We start from the raw sequence: 14,972 nt of genomic DNA, 5'->3' as shown, positions 1-14,972 counted from the left end.
CGCTCAGGACCCCGCCAGCCACGGCCGTACCTGTTTGCGGGCCTCGTGCAGACGGGACTTGAGCGTGCCGAGCGGGATGCCGACGCGCTCGGCGGCCTCGGCGTAGTCCAGCTGGCAGATGTCCCGGTAGACCAGCGGCGCGACCAGGTGCGGATGTGTCCGCTCCAGCCGGTCCAGCGCCTCCAGCAGATCCACCCGGGAGCCGGCGATGACGCTGGTGGTGCGCGGGTCGACGGCGTACGACGGCTCGATGGCGGCCGGCTGCTCGGCGGCCCGCCGCTTCAGCTCGCGGTACTTCTGCCGGGCGCAGTTGGCGACCACGGTGTACAGCCAGGTGCTGAAGCGGCTGCGGCCCTCGAAGCCGGAGATGTACCGGGCCACCTGGAGCAACACGTCCTGCGCGGCCTCCTCGGCGTCCTCCCGGCACGGCAGGAAGCGCCCGCAGCGTCGCAGGACCTCCGGCCGGATCTCGGTGAGCAGCCGGTCCAGGGCCGCGCTGTCGCCGGCGGCGGCCCGCCGCGCGAGGTCTTCCAACGGCGCCTGGTCCTGCACGGACGGGCCCTCCTTCAAGTCGATCTCAGGCCAGGCATGATAGTCGTATGCACTCCCTGGAGCGGATCGGCCGCTACCGCCTCAACCGGCCGCTGGGCACCGGCGGCTTCGCCACGGTCTGGCTCGCCCATGACGACGAGCTTCAGGCACCGGTCGCGGTCAAGGTCCTCGCCGACAACTGGGCCCACCGGCTCGACATCAGGGACCGCTTCCTGTCCGAGGCGCGGCTGCTGCGCCGGGCCGGCTCCAGCCGTGTGGTGCAGGTCTACGACATCGGCGAACTCCCCGACGGCAGGCCGTACTTCGTGATGGAGTACGCCGACGGCGGCACCCTCGCCGATCTGCTGGCGGGCGGGCCGCTGCCGGTGGGGCACGCGCTCGCGCTGACGGCCGAGGCCGCCCGGGCCGCCGCCGCGCTGCACGAGGCGGGCATCGTGCACCGGGACATCAAGCCCACCAACGTGCTGCTGCACACCGCCCCGGACGGCACCCGGCGGGTGCTGCTGGCCGACCTGGGGCTCGCCAAGAGCCTCGCGCAGGCCTCGGTGCTCACGCTGGCCGCGGGCTCGGCGGGCTATCAGCCACCGGAGCAGGCCGAGCCCGGCGAGGGCATCGACGAGCGTGCCGACGTCTACAGCCTGGGGGCGGTCGGCTATGAGCTGGTCACCGGCAGCGTGCCGGGCCCGCCGGGCAGGGTCGTACCGCCCGGGCGGCTGCGGCCGGACCTCGGTGACGACGTGGAGCGGGCGCTGCTGCGCGCGCTGGAGCCGGACCGCGCGCGGCGCTGGCCCGGCGCACAGGCGTTCGCGAACGAGCTGGACCGGCTGTCGGCGTCCTTGGCGCTCCGGCCCGCCCGGCGGCTGGACGGCGTCCGCGGCCGGCTGAACGCGGTGACGCTGGCCCTGGCCGCGCTCCTCGCCGCGGCAGCGGCCGCGGCCACGGTGACCGTGCTGATCAACCGCGGCGGTTCCTCGGACGAGGTCCGGGTGACGGACTCGACCGGACGGGTGGTCGTGAAGGTTCCGGCCGGCTGGAGCCGCGAGCTGCGCAACTCCGGCTGGGACCCGGCCACGCTGGGACTCGGCAAGGGGCGTGAACCGGGGCTGGTGGTCGCCGACGACCTGAGCCACTGGCCCGATCTGCGGAAGGCGGTGGACGGCGTGTTCGTGGGGGTGAGCGAGCACGGCGACGTCACCGCGAAGGTGAAGGCCCTCACCCACTCCGGCTGCCGCTACTCCGGCAGCCGCACCTTCACCGACGGCGACTGGCACGGCCTGGTGCGGGCCTGGAGCGGCTGCCCGGACGGCGGTTCGGTCACGGAGTCCGCGCTGAACCCGGCGGACGGCGCCGCGCAGCCCCAGGTGTACGTACAGGTGCGCGAGCGGGGCGCCGGGGACGCGACCGAGGGGATACTCCGTTCGCTGAGCGTGACCTGACGGGCGGCTGGCGGCGGTCGCGGCGGGGAAGAAAACCCTCCGTGCCGAACTTTTCCGGCGTTCGGTGCATCGGAGTGTGAGGACGGCGCAGTCCGCGCCGTCAGGCACGCGGTCCGCCGCGTGCCGTGACCATCCAGGAGTGTTCTACATGGTGTACACACCCCGGTCCGCGCGGCGCGGGACCCTGCTCGTGGGCACGGTCACCGTGCTGGGGCTCCTGACCGCCTGCGGCAACGGCCAGGACGTCCACAGCAACCCACCGATGACGGTCTCCGGTACGGCCGCCCCGGCGACCGGCACCACGAAGAGCCCGGAGTCCCCCACGTCCGCCCCGGCGGCGTCCCGCAGTACCGTCCCCTCGTCCTCGACCACGAAGGCCACCGCGTCCACGGGCGGCGGTACGGCCACGCCCGCGGCGAGCAACCGCTGCCACACCTCCGAGCTGCGCGCCTCGGTGGGCCGCAACGACCCGGGCGCCGGCCAGGAGAACTTCCCGGTCGTCCTCACCAACAGGTCCGGCCGGACCTGCACCCTGCACGGCTATCCGGGCACGGCGTTCGTGACCGCCTCCGGCGCACAGCTCGGCCCGGACCCGCAGCGCGAGTCGGGCTCCCCGGTCACCGTCACCCTCAAGTCGGGGCAGAGTGCCTGGGCCGGGCTGACCTTCTCCAACCCCGGTGTCAGCGGCGCCCGTACGGCCACCCCGGCCGCGCTGCTGGTGACGCCGCCGGACGAGCGGGACGCGCTGAAGGTCGCCTGGACGGGCGGAGCGGTGCCCGTCTCCGGCAACTCCTCGTCCGTCTTCCTGTCGCCGCTCAGCCCGGGCACCGCTCCCTGACCACTGCCCACATCCCCGGGACGAACCCCGCTGCCCCACTCCCCCGGCAGCGGGGTTCGTCATGAGCGCGCCACAACTGTCACAGGACGGCAACAGGCGCCGCAGGCCGCGATCCATCCGCTGGACCCCGTCATCGAACCCGTCGACCTACACCGGCGAGCAGGCCCCCAAGGGCCGTGACGAGGAAATCGGGGAGAAGATGAGCGGGATCTCACGCAGGCGGGTGCTGACGGCGGGCGCGGCGGCGGGCGCCCTGGGCACGCTGGCCGCGTGCTCCTCCGGCACCGGCCTCTCGGTCGACGGCCCGGCGGACGGCAGGGGCACCGCCCAGGCCCGGCCGGCCAAGCCGATAGGTGACGGCTCCACGGCCGACACCGGGGCCCAGCCGCACCAGCCCAAGCCCGAGCGGCTGAAGCCGGGTCAGAAGCCTCCGCAGTTCGTGGTGTTCTCCTGGGACGGCGCGGGCGAGCTGAGCAACAATCTGTTCTCCCGGTTCCGCAAGGTGGCCGCCGACCACGGCGCGAAGATGACGTTCTTCCTCAGCGGCATCTACACGCTGCCCGAGTCCAAGAAGCACCTGTACCGTCCGCCGCAGCACCCGGTCGGCGCGTCCGCGATCGGCTACCTCGCCGACCGGCACATCCACGCCACGATCCAGCAGGTCCGCGCGGCCTGGCTGGAGGGCCACGAGATCGGCACCCACTTCAACGGGCACTTCTGCGGCGCGAACGGCGTGCGCAACTGGTCCCCGGCCGAGTGGCGCAGCGAGATAGACCAGGCCGTCGGCTTCGTGACCAAGTGGAAGACCAACACCGGCTTCACCGACCTGGAGCCCCTCCCCTTCGACTACCGCAAGGAGCTGATCGGCGGCCGTACGCCGTGTCTTGAGGGCCAGTCCAACCTGCTGCCCACGGCCGCGGCCCTCGGCTGGAAGTACGACGCCAGCTCCCCCGGCGGGCTCCAGATCTGGCCGGGCAAGGTGCAGGGCGGAAAGATCTGGGACTTCCCGCTGCAGTCCATACCGTTTCCCGGGCACTCCTTCCAGGTGCTGTCGATGGACTACAACATGATGTTCAACCAGTCCGGCGGCAACCCGCTCGGCGACCGCGCCCATTACGACGCCTGGCGTGCCCAGGCCCGCGACGCCTATGTCGCCGGTTTCCGGCGGGCATACGAGACCAACCGCGCCCCCTTCTTCATCGGCAACCACTTCGAGCGCTGGAACGGCGGCATCTACATGGACGCCGTCGAGGAGGCGATCGGGAAGATGGCAGCGCACGGCGACGATGTGCGCTTCGTGTCGTTCAAGCAACTCGTGGCCTGGCTGGAGGCGCAGGACCAGGCGGTGCTGCGCAAGCTGCGCACACTGGTGCCCGGGCAGGCCCCGGCGGGCGGCTGGGCGGAGTTCCTGGGCGCGGCGGGCAGCCCGTCGTCGTAGGACGTTCAACGTCTTCTGTTTTCATGGGCGGGCACTCCTGATGATCGCTTCCGGAAGGACCCGCCCTGAACACGCCGCTCGCCGAAGCGCTGTCCGCCGTGCTGCTCGTTGCCGTCCTCGCCTGGGCCGTCGTACGGCCTTTCGGGTGGCCGGAGGCGGTGATGGCCGTTCCCGCCGCCGGCATCGCCGTCGCCACCGGGGCGATCTCGCTGGACCACGCGCGGGCCGAGGCGGAGCGGCTCGGGCCGGTGGTCGGGTTCCTGGCGGCGGTGCTGGTGCTCGCCCACTTCTGTGATGAGGAGGGGCTGTTCCGGGCCTGCGGGGCGTGGATGGCCCGGTGGTCGCGGGGCCGTCCGGTGCGGCTGCTGACGGCGGTGTTCGCGCTGGCCTCCGCCATCACCGCCGTCCTCAGCCTGGACGCCACGATCGTGCTGCTCACCCCGGTGGTGTTCGCGACGGCCGCGCGGACCGGCGTACGGCCGAAGCCGCATGTGTACGCCTGCACGCATCTGTCGAACACCGCGTCGCTGCTGCTGCCGGTGTCCAACCTGACGAACCTGCTCGCGTTCGCGGCGAGCGGGCTGAGCTTCACCCGGTTCGCGGCGCTGATGGCGCTGCCGTGGCTGGTGGCGATCGGCGCCGAGTACCTGGTGTTCCGCCGGTTCTTCGCCCGTGATCTCGTGGCGGCGGCACCGGCGGGCGGGGAGAGCGGCGGGGCTCCGCGGCTGCCGCGGTTCGCGCCGGCGACCGTGGCCTGCACGCTGGCTGGGTTCGTGGTGGCGTCGGCGTTCGGCGTGGAGCCGGCCTGGGTCGCGGCGGCGGGTGCGCTGGTGCTGGCGGGGCGGGCGCTGGTGCGGCGCAGGGCGACGCCGCTGACGGTGGTACGGGCGGCGGCCCCGGCGTTTCTCGCGTTCGTGCCGGCGCTGGGCATCGTGGTGCGGGCGGTCGTCGACAACGGGCTCGCGGATGTGCTCGGGCACGTGGTCCCGGGCGGGACCGGGCTGCCGGCACTCCTGGGAACCGCCGCGCTGGCCGCCGTCCTGGCGAACCTGATCAACAATCTGCCCGCGGTGCTGGTCCTGCTGCCGCCGGCGGTGCCGGCCGGGCCCGGCGCGGTGCTGGCCGTGCTGCTCGGGGTGAACATCGGGCCCAATCTGACCTACGCCGGGTCGCTGGCGACGCTGCTGTGGCGGCGGATCGTGCACCAGCACGAGCACGGCGTGGATCTCGCCGAGTTCACCCGGCTGGGCCTGCTCGCCGTGCCGTCCTCCCTCGCCGTCGCGGTCGTGGCACTGTGGGGATCGCTGCAGGTTCTCTGAGGTTCGCGTGCGCCGAAGGGGGCGACCGGATGCGTGTGATCGCCTGGCTCGTCGAGGGCACCTGGCCGTCCTGTGTGGACGCCGTGCGCAGCCATGCACCGGAGACCGCCGAGGTGGTGCTGCTGCACGTCAGCGGGCCCGAGGTGCCGGGGCTGGCGCACGGCGCGTTCGCGGGGCTGCTCGGGCGGGGGCATCCGGAGAAGGATCCGGGCGACCGGATGGAGGCGCTCGGCGGGAGCTCGGCGGCCGGTCTGCTGGACGCGGCGGCACAGCGGCTGGGCCGGCCGTGTGCGCGCGAGGAGCGGGCGGGCCGGGTCGAGCGGGAGGTGGTGGCCGCCGCCGAGGGCGCCGATCTGCTGGTGCTGGCCCGGGACGGCGACCGGTCCCGGCTCGGGCCGAAGAGTCTCGGCCCGGCCGCCCGGTTCGCCGTCGACCATGCGCCCTGCCCGGTGCTGCTGGTGTGGCCGGAACCCGCCCCGGGGCTGGGCACCATCCCGCCGCCACCGCCGCACCGTCCCTGAGTCAACGGCGGTGGTGCCCGCCCTCGCCGTAGCCCCCGCCACAGTAGTACCGGTAGGCGGAGCAGGGATCGGCCGTGGCGGACGGCGTGGGTGACGCGGCGGCCCCGGTCGCCTTCGGGGTCGGGCTCGGGACCCGCGACGAGGTGGTGGAGGCCTTGGGTGCGGGCGTCGCCCGGGGTACCGACCGCTGCGGGGTGGGGGCCGGCAACGGGCTGCTGTCGCCGTCCCAGTTCACGTTCTGCATCTGCAGATCCGGCTTGGTGGTGTCGACGGCCCAGCGCTGGGCGGCACCGGCGGCTCGGGACTTGAGGACCAGCGCGCCGGAGCCGTCGGTGGCGGCCGGGGTGAGGGCCAGGTCCTGGTTCCAGCGGGGGATCAGGGCGCCCTGGAGGGTGAAGTCGTAGCGGACGTTGCGAGCGGCGCTGCCGGTGGCCGAGCAGGGGGCCAGGCGGACCGAGTAGCCGAGGTGGGAGTCCAGGCACAGGTCGGGGGCGGCGGAGTTGCGCAGCAGTCCGTCGGTCTCGTACGTCCACTGCTGGCTCCATGTCGTGGAGCAGGTGGCGAGTTCGGTCTCGGCGCCCTTGACGGCCTTCTTCCCCACGACGCCGATGCACAGGCCGGAGGCGAGGTTGTGCAGCCGGCCGTGCAGGGCGCCCCGGCCCGCCGCGTTGACCGCGGTCCAGGACGCGCCAGGACTCGCGGTGCCCTTCCCCGGCGCCGGGGAAGAGGTGCTGTCACCGGCGGATGCGGGGCCGTCGCCGGATCCGAGCACCGACCACAGCACCAGGGGCAGTACCACCAGACCACTGACGGTACCGGCGGCCACGACGAGATTGCGCCGCCGAGCACGCCGGGCACGGGCGGCTCGCTGGGCCGATCGACCGGAGACGGCGGTTTCCCCGGGACCGGCCGGCACCGCGGCAGCAGCGGCGCCGGTGTCGCGGGAGGAGCGGCGACGCGAGGACGCGGCATCGGCAGCACCGGCCGGGGCCTTCGGCCCGGCGGAGCCCCGCAGCCCCGCGGACTCGGCGGCGCCGCCCCGGCGCCCGCGCCCGGCGGAACCACTGCCGCCCGTCGACTCGGCGAATCCGGAACTGGCCGTCGGCCCGGCAGAATCAGGCGAAGCCGGGGACTCGGCGGCGCCACCCGCGCGCACGGACTGCACGGAAGCACCCTCGGCCGGGACCTCGGCCGGGCCACCCCGGCGTCCCCGCCCGGCGGAACCCGCCCTCCTCCTCGGTCCGGCGGTAGCGCCCCGGCCCGCTCGGCCTGCCTCGTCCGGCGGCCCGGGTGGCAGGAAGGCTTCTCCCCCGGGGGGTGCGACCGTCTCGGGACGAGGGACCGGCTCGGTCGCCTCCTCGGTGCGGCTTGCCCGTGAGTCCAGGTAGGCGCGGGCACCCCAGCCGAGGACCGCCTCGGCGAGGGCGAGGCCGAGTCCGGTGTCGAACGCGGCGAGCTGGTCGGCGGTCCGGCTGCAGTGGCCGCACCGCCCCAGGTGCTCACGCAGATCCGGGTCGATGTCGACGCCGCCGCGCCGGAACGTCACGTCGAGCATGCGCAGATAGCGCTGGCACTCGTCCTCCGGAGCGAGTTCGCGGTGGACCTGGAGGCACTCCTCGCGCAGCCGTTCACGGGCTCGGCGCAGCTCGATGCCGGCGTCCTCCTCGTCCAGGCCGAGCAGCGCCGCGGGTACGGCGAGCGGTTCGGCCTCGACCTCCGTGTGCCACAGCACGGCCCGGGAGGTCTGGGGCACCCGCTGGAACGCGCGGGACAGCAACCGCCGGCCGGGCGGCGGCAGCATCCGGGCGGCGGCACGTTCACCGGTGACCCCGGACCGCAGGCCCGGGTGGAGGAGTTCCTGGCGGCCGTCGGTGTCCCACTCGGCCGCGATCCTGCGGACGGCGACGAGCACCTGGGGCCGCCAGGCGGCGGTCGGACCGACCTGCCGGAGCGATTCTCCGAACAGCCGGGTGAAGGCGGCGGTGGTGAGCATGCCGGCGGCACGCGTCCCGTCCGTGCACAACCGGGCGTAGGCGAAAGCCGCTTCCCAGTGCCGGTCGAGGAGTTCACCGACGGGCTGGAGCGCGGGTGTCCCGCCCGTCCACTTCTTCAGCTCGGCACTGAGTCGTTCGTCCGACAGGCCTGCCTCATTCACGACCGCATTCCTCCAGACGCGATAAGGAAATTAGTCCATACCAAGTGGTATGGGAAGGCGGTGGGGCTGCTCGAACGTCCACCTGAGGCGGCTCTTTTGAAGCGTGGGGGGTGTACGGGGAGCGGCCTGGCACAGAGAGTCGCATTCCGCTCTGCCTGCGCGCCGACGGTGCACACTTTTACACAGCCGCACACGCACGAACAAGGGATCTTTCGACAATCGACAAATGCGTGCGACATCGTTCCTTATTGACGCGCGGTCAAAGAAATCCTTTTCTTCCGCTTACCGCCGTTCACCCGCCCGGTAGGCGCCGGGCGGCGGCGGGTCTGGCCGGCGCGGGTCCGGGCGGCGCCCTGCCGGAACAGTCCGGATCCGCCCAGGGTGCAGGTGAACAGCCAACTGCCCGCCCTGCCAGTCCGGTTGACGCCGTAGTCAGGCATCCTCCCGTGGCTCGGTACCGGGACCCACCGGATGGACCTGTTCTGTCCCGAACTCGCGGACGAGCAGCTGTCGTTCGTCCGCGAGTACGTGCCGCCCCCAGCCGGACCGGCCCCCGTCCCGGTGGATATGGCTTCGGGTGACGTGCCGTTCTTCAACGGCAGCCTGGTGCACGGCTCGGGGCCCAATCCCCTCGGGGCGTTTTTCAGTGGCCGCTGATCGCGCGCGCCGTGTAGGGCTCCTCCAGTTCCTCGATCTCCTTCTCGGTCAGCTCCAGTTCCACGGCGGCCACCGCGTCCTCGATGTGGCGGGGCTTGGGAGCGCCGACGATCGGGGCGGCCACCGTGTCCTGGTGCAGGAGCCAGGCGAGGGCCACCTGGGCGCGGGGCACGCCGCGGTCGTTCGCGATCCGGGTGACGGCCTCCACGATCGAGTGGTCGCTCTCCAGGTACAGGCGGCTGCCGAAGTTGTCGTTGGCGCTGCGCTCGGTGACCGTGCCCCAGTCCCGGGTGAGCCGGCCTCGGGCGAGCGGGCTCCACGGCAGCACGCTCACTCCCTGGTCCGCGCAGAGCGGCAGCATCTCCCGCTCCTCCTCGCGGTAGAGCAGGTTGTAGTGGTTCTGCATGGACACGAACTTCGTCCAGCCGTGCCGCTCCGCCGTGTACTGCAGCTTGGAGAACTCCCAGGCGTACATCGAACTCGCCCCGAGGTAACGGACCTTGCCCGCCTTGACCAGGTCGTGCAGCGCCTCCATCGTCTCCTCGACGGGAGTCGCACGGTCGTAGCGGTGGATCTGGTAGAGGTCGACGTAGTCGGTGCCGAGGCGGCGCAGGCTGTGGTCGATCTCGGTCATGATCGCCTTGCGGGACAGTCCGGCTCCGTTGGGGCCCGGCCGCATCCGGCCGTTCACCTTGGTGGCCAGTACGATCTCGTCGCGGTTCGCGAAGTCGCGCAGGGCCTTGCCGACGATCTCCTCGCTGGTGCCGTCCGAGTAGACGTTCGCGGTGTCGAAGAAGTTGATGCCCGCCTCCAGCGCCTGCCGGATGAGCGGGCGGGACGCCTCCTCGTCGAGGGTCCACTCGTGGACGCCGCGGTCGGGCAGGCCGTAGGTCATGCAGCCCAGACAGATCCGCGACACGTCCAGGCCCGTCGAACCGAGCTTCACGTACTGCATCGTTGCTGCTCCTGCCTTCGGGACGATGGTCACGGACGAGCGTACGACGTGGCCCGGCGGTGGCCCGGGCCGTTGCCCTTCCGGCGCCCGCCGGCTGCGGGTTGGCCGTGGTTGCTCGCGCCACGCGGTGGAGCCGCCTGTCGATGCAGCCCCGCGTCCCTTCGGGGCACGTGCGTTGCTGCCCCCAGGTGACCGCCCGGCGTGGGAGCCGAGGATGGTCGTACGGTCGGATCATCCTCGGCGCAGACGACCGGCATCCGGCCGGTCTCGGCCACCCGGAGGAAAACGCGGTGCCGATTCGTCCCACCACCCTGAGAACCCTGGCCGGAGCAGCACTGCTGCCCCTGGCGCTCGTCACCCCGGCCTGGGGGCACCCCGCTGCCGCACCGGGGCCGGCGCCCGAGAGCCCGGCCACGCTGTGCGCGGCCGCCGGCACCCTGCGCGGCGCACACGGTCAGGAGGCGCAGGTCAGCCTGTGCACGGACACCGGCTCGCCGAGACTGACCATCGCGGCCCCGGCCAGCTGCCGCCGCGCGGGTGTGCGGGTCCGGTACGCCTGCCGCACCGAGGGCACCTGGACGGTCCGCCACGCCGGCAAGACGCTGGACACCGGCACCCTGCCCGGTTCACGGATGTATCCGGGTCCGGGCACCTACGACATCAGCGCCACGGTGCGGGTGCGGTCGACGCCCTCCGGAGTCGATCTGAAGGGCACGGTGCAGACCACCCTGTCGCTGACCGCGCCCAAGGCCCTGCCCACGCATGCCGTCACCGTCGACCGGACCACGCTGCACCCCAATGCCACGACGACGGTGACCTACACCGTCCGCCGGGACAGCGACCAGGGCGACGGCAACGCGCGGCTGGGACTGATCGGCGAGGAGGGCACCGGTGTGCGGATCGACACGGCCGACCGGCGCTGTGTCAACCCGCTGGTCGGCCGGTACCCGGCGAAGACCCGGCTGGCGCACTCCGTGGACTGCGCGCTGACCGAGCTGCAGCCCGGCCACCCGGAGAAGGTGACGGTCCGCATCACCGTCGGGGCGAAGTGCTCCTCGGTGGTGTCGAAGCTCGGCTACTGGCTGCCGGAGGGGCAGGCCCTGGAGACCGGGGGCATGCTGGCGGGACCGACCCTGACCTGTCGCTAGGCCCTGTCGTCTCCTTGGCGTCGTCCGCCCGCGTAGAGGGTGGGAATGCGACGTCACGGCTACCGCGGCGGGAGCAGGTCCAGGGTGCGCTCCCAGGCGACGTCCGGCCGGCTGCCGTCCGGCCGGACGTCGCCGGTGTACGCCTCGCCGAAGCGGACCCCCATCCCGCGCAGCCGTCGCAGGCTGTCCTGGTAGGCGGGGTGGGCGGCCAGCGCGTCGGCGACGCAGGGCAGGACGGCGATCGGTACGCCCAGCCCCGCGGCCTCGCTCAGGGTGCCGAGCGCCAGGGTGTCGGCGATCCCGGCGGCCCACTTGTTGAGGGTGTTGAAGGTGGCGGGGGCCACCACAACGGCGTCCGGGGGCGGGAAGGGGCGGGGGTCGGCCGGTGAGCGCCAGGCCGATCTGACGGGGCGGCCCGTCTGTGCCTCCACCGCCCCGCTGTCGAAGAAGCCGCCCATCGCCACGGGGGTGGCGATGACCCCGACCTCCCAGTCCCGTTCCTGGGCGGCGGTGATCAGCTTGCTGACGCCCGCGGCGATCCCGGCCGCGCACACGACGACGTAGAGGAAGGGCCTTGCGGCCTGTTCGGTCATCCGGGAACCCTACTGAAGCGGGAAGGACACCCCTCGCTCGGCCTCGGGCCGGGGTCCGTGGATGCGGCGCTCCTTCTCCTCGATGGCTACGTCGTTGATGCTCGCCTCCCGCCGGGTCATCAGGCCGTGCTCGTCGAACTCCCACAGTTCGTTGCCGTAGGAGCGCCACCACTGGCCGTCGGTGTCGTGGGACTCGTACTGGAAGCGGACGGCGATGCGGTTGCCGTCGAAGGCCCACAGGTCCTTGCGCAGCGCGTAGTCCAGCTCTCGCTGCCACTTGGCGGTGAGGAACGCGACGATCCCGTCGCGGCCGGTGACGAAGGTGTCGCGGTTGCGCCAGACGGAGTCCTCGGAGTAGGCGAGTGCCACCTTGTGCGGATCCCGGGTGTTCCAGGCGTCTTCGGCGGCCTGCACCTTCTGCGCGGCGGTCTCGCGGGTGAACGGCGGCAGGGGCGGGCGGTCGGCCATGGTCTCCTCCTGGGCTTGGACGGCATGGGCTCGGACAGCATTCGGAGAACGAGCGTTCTCCCGGTAGCTGCTACCGTAGGAGAACGCTCGTTCTCTCGTCAAGGAACACATCGAGGAGTGATGGTGTCGCCGATGGACAGCGCGGTCGCCCGGGACCGGGCACTCGACGCCGCCGAGGAACTGTTCTACGCCCGCGGCGTCCAGTCCGTGGGCATGGACGAACTGCGCGGCGCGTCGGGCGTCTCGCTCAAGCGCCTCTACCAGCTCTTCCCCACCAAGGAGCAGCTCGTCGCGGCCTGTCTGGCACGGCGGGACGAGCGCTGGCACGGACGCCTCGCCGCGCACCTGGCGGAGCAGCGGGACCCGACGGAGCGGATCCTCGCCGTCTTCGACTGGCTGGAAGGGTGGTTCGGCGAGGACGGATTCCGGGGGTGCGCCTGGATCAACGCCCACGGCGAGCTGGGCGCCACCTCGGCTCTGGTGGCCGAGCAGGTGCGCGCGCACAAGGAGGCGTTCCGGCGCCGGCTCGCCTCGCTCGTGGAGGACGCCGGGCTGCCCGCCGCACTGGCCGGGCCGCTGTTCCTGCTGGCCGAGGGAGCCATGGTGACGGCGGGCATCACCGGGAGCACGCGGCCGGCGGCCGAGGCCCGCGCGGCGGCGCGGGCGCTGATGGCGGCCGCCGGCCGGGGCGAACTCAGCCGGCCGTCTCCGACACCGTGATGGCACTCACCGGGCAGGCGCGGGCCGCCTCCCGGACCATCGGGTCGCCCGCGCCGTCCTCGCGTCCGGGGAGCAGGGTGCTGTAACCGTCGTCGTCCTGGGTGAAGACACCCGGTGCGGCCAGCGCGCACTGGCCGGCCCCGATACAGACGTCCTTGTCGATGTCGATGCGCATGAGCAGAGCCTCTTACCAGGTCACGGGGAGTTCCAGCATCCCCTGGATCGTGTCGCCGGGCTTGAAGCGGACGTCCTCGACCGGGACGGCCGGCCGCAGCCCCGGCAGGCGGGTCAGGAGGGTACCGAGGGCGATCTCCAGCTCCGCGCGGGCGAGGTTCTGGCCCAGGCACTGGTGGATCCCGAAGCCGAAGGCCACGTGGTGGCGGACGGGGCGGTGGAAGTCGAGGCTGTCGGGGTCCGCGTACTGAGCCGGGTCGCGGTTGATCACCGAGGTCGAGAAGAGCACGCCCTCACCGGCCCGGATGGTGGTGCCGGCGATCTCGATGTCCTCCAGCGCCACCCGCAGCAGGCCGTCCGCGATGGACAGCATCCGCATCAGCTCCTCGACGGCGGCGGGCAGCAGCGCCGGGTCGGCGCGCAGTTCGGCCAGCCGCTCGGGGTGCTGGAGCAGGGTGTAGGTGCCGAGGGAGATCATGTTGGCGGTCGTCTCATGGCCCGCGACCAGCAGGATGAGGGCCAGCGAGACGAGTTCCTCGCGGTCGAGGGTGCCCTCGCGCAGCTGGTGGTGGACGAGGTCGTCGAGGATGCCGTCGCCGGGTTCGGTCTGCTTCGCCTTGTCGTCGACCAGTTGTCCGAGGTAGCCCTCCAGACGGTCGCGGGCCACCCGGGCGTCGGCCGCCGTGGGGCCGCGCAGCAGCCGGCGGGACTGTTCCTCGAAGTACTCGTGGTCGGCGTACGGCACCCCCAGCAGGCGGCAGATCACCATCGAGGGCAGGGGCAGGGCGAAGGCGGAGACCAGCTCGGCGGGCGGTCCCTCGGCGATCATGGCGTCCAGCAGCCCGTCCACGGTCCGCTGGATCCACGGCCGCAGCTCGGTCGCGCGTCTGACGGTGAACGACGGGATCATCAGCCGCCGCTGTCGCTGGTGCTCGGGATCGTCCACCCCGACCAGGGCCGCGCGGCGGTCACGGATGCCGGCCAGGCGCTCGGTGGGTATGGGAAAGCCGGGACGGCGGCGGTCGCTGGACAGGCGGGGATCGGCGAGCAGGGCTCGGGCGGTGGCGTGCGCGGTGACCGCCCAGACCTCGCGGCCGTCGAAGAGGGTGACGCGGGACAGCGCGTGCCCGTCGCGCAGCGGCGCGTATCCGGTGGGCGGGTGGTAGGGGCAGGTGCGGTCCTGCGGGAAGGCGACGGGTTCGGCCGGGGTCGCCGGGCCGGTGATGTCCGTCAGTTCCGTCATGGAAAGACCTCGCAGACGAAGAAGTGCGTCGTGCCGATCTTCATTAGATGCCTCGGGCATCTATGGGGCGACGGCAAGTTCGGCCACTTCGGTGAGGTGCGTGATCTGGCCGAAGAGCGGTTGATCGCAGGGGCGGTATCCGGCCACACATCGCCAACGCGTCCACCGGTCAGGGCAGCCGACGATGCGCCTCCGGCCGGGCGAAGGCACGCGCGACCGCGAGACTGTCCTCGTACACGTGATGCCGTACGACCATACCGGTGCGAATGGTGAGATGCAGGGCGAACCGGGCGGCGTAGGCGCGGCCGGTCGGTTCGGCCGTCTGCCGGATGACGCCGAGCACGACCGCGTCCTCGCCGTCGACCAGGATCCGCTCGACGCGGGTGTCCGCCCGCTCCGGTACGTGGTACGCGGCCAGCTCCCGGTAGTGCGCGGCGGCGTCGGCGCGGGTGGAACGGTGCCGGATCCACGGGGTGTCGGCGCGGCCGTGCTCCTCCTCCGGCCAGTCGAACCGCCAGTCGCAGCCGTCGGCGTACAGCTCGGCGATCCGCTCCGGGTCACCCTGGCCGATCCTGTGCAGCAGTTCCTCGACCGCGGCGCGGGTCGACAGGTCGTGGCTGGTCGTCATGGGCAGCTCCTTGTACGCACGGACCGACGGGTTGCCGGGACGCGGACCACTGTGCCGCGTGCACCGGGGCGGCGCGATTACCCCGGAGGTCATCACCCCGCCGGCCCAACCGGTCCGCGGTGCGGAT

15 protein-coding genes and 1 pseudogene are annotated in these 14,972 nt (G+C 72.7%); 8 read left to right on the top strand and 8 right to left on the bottom strand.

Annotated features, from left to right (window positions below):
- Positions 1-3 precede the first annotated feature (3 nt).
- Positions 4-552, bottom strand: a complete 549-nt coding sequence (locus ACIGXP_RS34400; RefSeq protein ID WP_399775127.1) for an RNA polymerase sigma factor — start codon at positions 550-552, stop codon at positions 4-6.
- Positions 553-599: 47 nt separating this feature from the next.
- Here ACIGXP_RS34400 and ACIGXP_RS34395 point away from each other — a divergent pair, with 47 nt between their 5' ends.
- The 5 genes from ACIGXP_RS34395 (at position 600) to ACIGXP_RS34375 (ending at position 6,104) form a co-directional block, all read left to right on the top strand.
- Positions 600-1,988 carry a serine/threonine-protein kinase gene (locus tag ACIGXP_RS34395; protein WP_399775124.1) on the top strand — a complete coding sequence of 463 codons (1,389 nt, stop codon included), beginning with the start codon at positions 600-602 and terminating at the stop codon, positions 1,986-1,988.
- A gap of 148 nt (positions 1,989-2,136) precedes the next feature.
- On the top strand, positions 2,137-2,826 hold the full coding sequence (locus ACIGXP_RS34390; protein WP_399775122.1) for a DUF4232 domain-containing protein: 690 nt from the start codon (positions 2,137-2,139) through the stop codon (positions 2,824-2,826).
- Positions 2,827-3,025: 199 nt separating this feature from the next.
- Complete coding sequence (locus tag ACIGXP_RS34385) at positions 3,026-4,264, top strand: hypothetical protein (RefSeq protein WP_399775248.1); 1,239 nt, start codon at positions 3,026-3,028, stop codon at positions 4,262-4,264.
- A gap of 65 nt (positions 4,265-4,329) precedes the next feature.
- A complete protein-coding gene (locus tag ACIGXP_RS34380) occupies positions 4,330-5,583 on the top strand; it encodes an arsenic transporter (protein ID WP_399775245.1) in 1,254 nt (417 codons plus the stop codon).
- Positions 5,584-5,612: 29 nt separating this feature from the next.
- Complete coding sequence (locus ACIGXP_RS34375; protein ID WP_399775119.1) at positions 5,613-6,104, top strand: universal stress protein; 492 nt, start codon at positions 5,613-5,615, stop codon at positions 6,102-6,104.
- Position 6,105: 1 nt separating this feature from the next.
- On the opposite strand, the gene ACIGXP_RS34370 is transcribed toward ACIGXP_RS34375, so the two are convergent.
- Positions 6,106-8,259: a ricin-type beta-trefoil lectin domain protein gene (locus tag ACIGXP_RS34370; protein WP_399775117.1), complete on the bottom strand. Its 2,154-nt coding sequence runs from the start codon at positions 8,257-8,259 to the stop codon at positions 6,106-6,108.
- A 459-nt stretch (positions 8,260-8,718) separates the two neighbouring features.
- Between ACIGXP_RS34370 and ACIGXP_RS34365 the strand changes: the two are divergent.
- Positions 8,719-8,886 (top strand): annotated as a pseudogene (locus ACIGXP_RS34365) (phytanoyl-CoA dioxygenase family protein); the annotation flags it as partial.
- A 16-nt stretch (positions 8,887-8,902) separates the two neighbouring features.
- On the opposite strand, the gene ACIGXP_RS34360 reads toward ACIGXP_RS34365, so the two are convergent.
- Positions 8,903-9,871 carry an aldo/keto reductase gene (locus ACIGXP_RS34360; RefSeq protein WP_399775114.1) on the bottom strand — a complete coding sequence of 323 codons (969 nt, stop codon included), beginning with the start codon at positions 9,869-9,871 and terminating at the stop codon, positions 8,903-8,905.
- A gap of 290 nt (positions 9,872-10,161) precedes the next feature.
- Here ACIGXP_RS34360 and ACIGXP_RS34355 point away from each other — a divergent pair, with 290 nt between their 5' ends.
- Positions 10,162-11,019, top strand: coding sequence for a hypothetical protein (locus ACIGXP_RS34355; protein WP_399775112.1), 858 nt, complete (start codon positions 10,162-10,164; stop codon positions 11,017-11,019).
- 59 nt (positions 11,020-11,078) lie between these two features.
- On the opposite strand, the gene ACIGXP_RS34350 is transcribed toward ACIGXP_RS34355, so the two are convergent.
- Together ACIGXP_RS34350 and ACIGXP_RS34345 are read right to left on the bottom strand one after the other, a co-directional pair.
- On the bottom strand, positions 11,079-11,612 hold the full coding sequence (locus ACIGXP_RS34350) for a flavoprotein (protein ID WP_399775110.1): 534 nt from the start codon (positions 11,610-11,612) through the stop codon (positions 11,079-11,081).
- 9 nt (positions 11,613-11,621) lie between these two features.
- Positions 11,622-12,080 (bottom strand): nuclear transport factor 2 family protein, encoded by a 459-nt coding sequence (locus ACIGXP_RS34345; protein WP_363219488.1) that lies wholly within the window; start codon positions 12,078-12,080, stop codon positions 11,622-11,624.
- Between the two features lie 132 nt (positions 12,081-12,212).
- On the opposite strand from ACIGXP_RS34345, the gene ACIGXP_RS34340 reads away from it, so the two are divergent.
- Positions 12,213-12,800 (top strand): TetR/AcrR family transcriptional regulator, encoded by a 588-nt coding sequence (locus tag ACIGXP_RS34340; RefSeq protein ID WP_399775106.1) that lies wholly within the window; start codon positions 12,213-12,215, stop codon positions 12,798-12,800.
- Here ACIGXP_RS34340 and ACIGXP_RS34335 read toward each other — a convergent pair.
- The 3 genes from ACIGXP_RS34335 to ACIGXP_RS34325 all read right to left on the bottom strand — a co-directional run bounded on the left by ACIGXP_RS34335 (position 12,775) and on the right by ACIGXP_RS34325 (position 14,845).
- Positions 12,775-12,975, bottom strand: coding sequence for a ferredoxin (locus ACIGXP_RS34335; protein WP_363219490.1), 201 nt, complete (start codon positions 12,973-12,975; stop codon positions 12,775-12,777). The genes ACIGXP_RS34340 and ACIGXP_RS34335 overlap by 26 nt on opposite strands.
- Positions 12,976-12,987: 12 nt before the next feature.
- Positions 12,988-14,217: a cytochrome P450 gene (locus tag ACIGXP_RS34330; RefSeq protein ID WP_363219491.1), complete on the bottom strand. Its 1,230-nt coding sequence runs from the start codon at positions 14,215-14,217 to the stop codon at positions 12,988-12,990.
- A 169-nt stretch (positions 14,218-14,386) separates the two neighbouring features.
- The gene (locus tag ACIGXP_RS34325; protein WP_399775102.1) at positions 14,387-14,845 is read right to left on the bottom strand and encodes a nuclear transport factor 2 family protein; all 459 of its coding nucleotides are present in this window, start codon (positions 14,843-14,845) and stop codon (positions 14,387-14,389) included.
- Between the last annotated feature and the right edge of the window lie 127 nt (positions 14,846-14,972).

The sequence above is a fragment of the Streptomyces sp. NPDC053069 genome (genome assembly GCF_044546895.1).
Lineage (GTDB): Bacteria > Actinomycetota > Actinomycetes > Streptomycetales > Streptomycetaceae > Streptomyces.
This window is presented reverse-complemented; position numbering and strand designations above follow the sequence as displayed.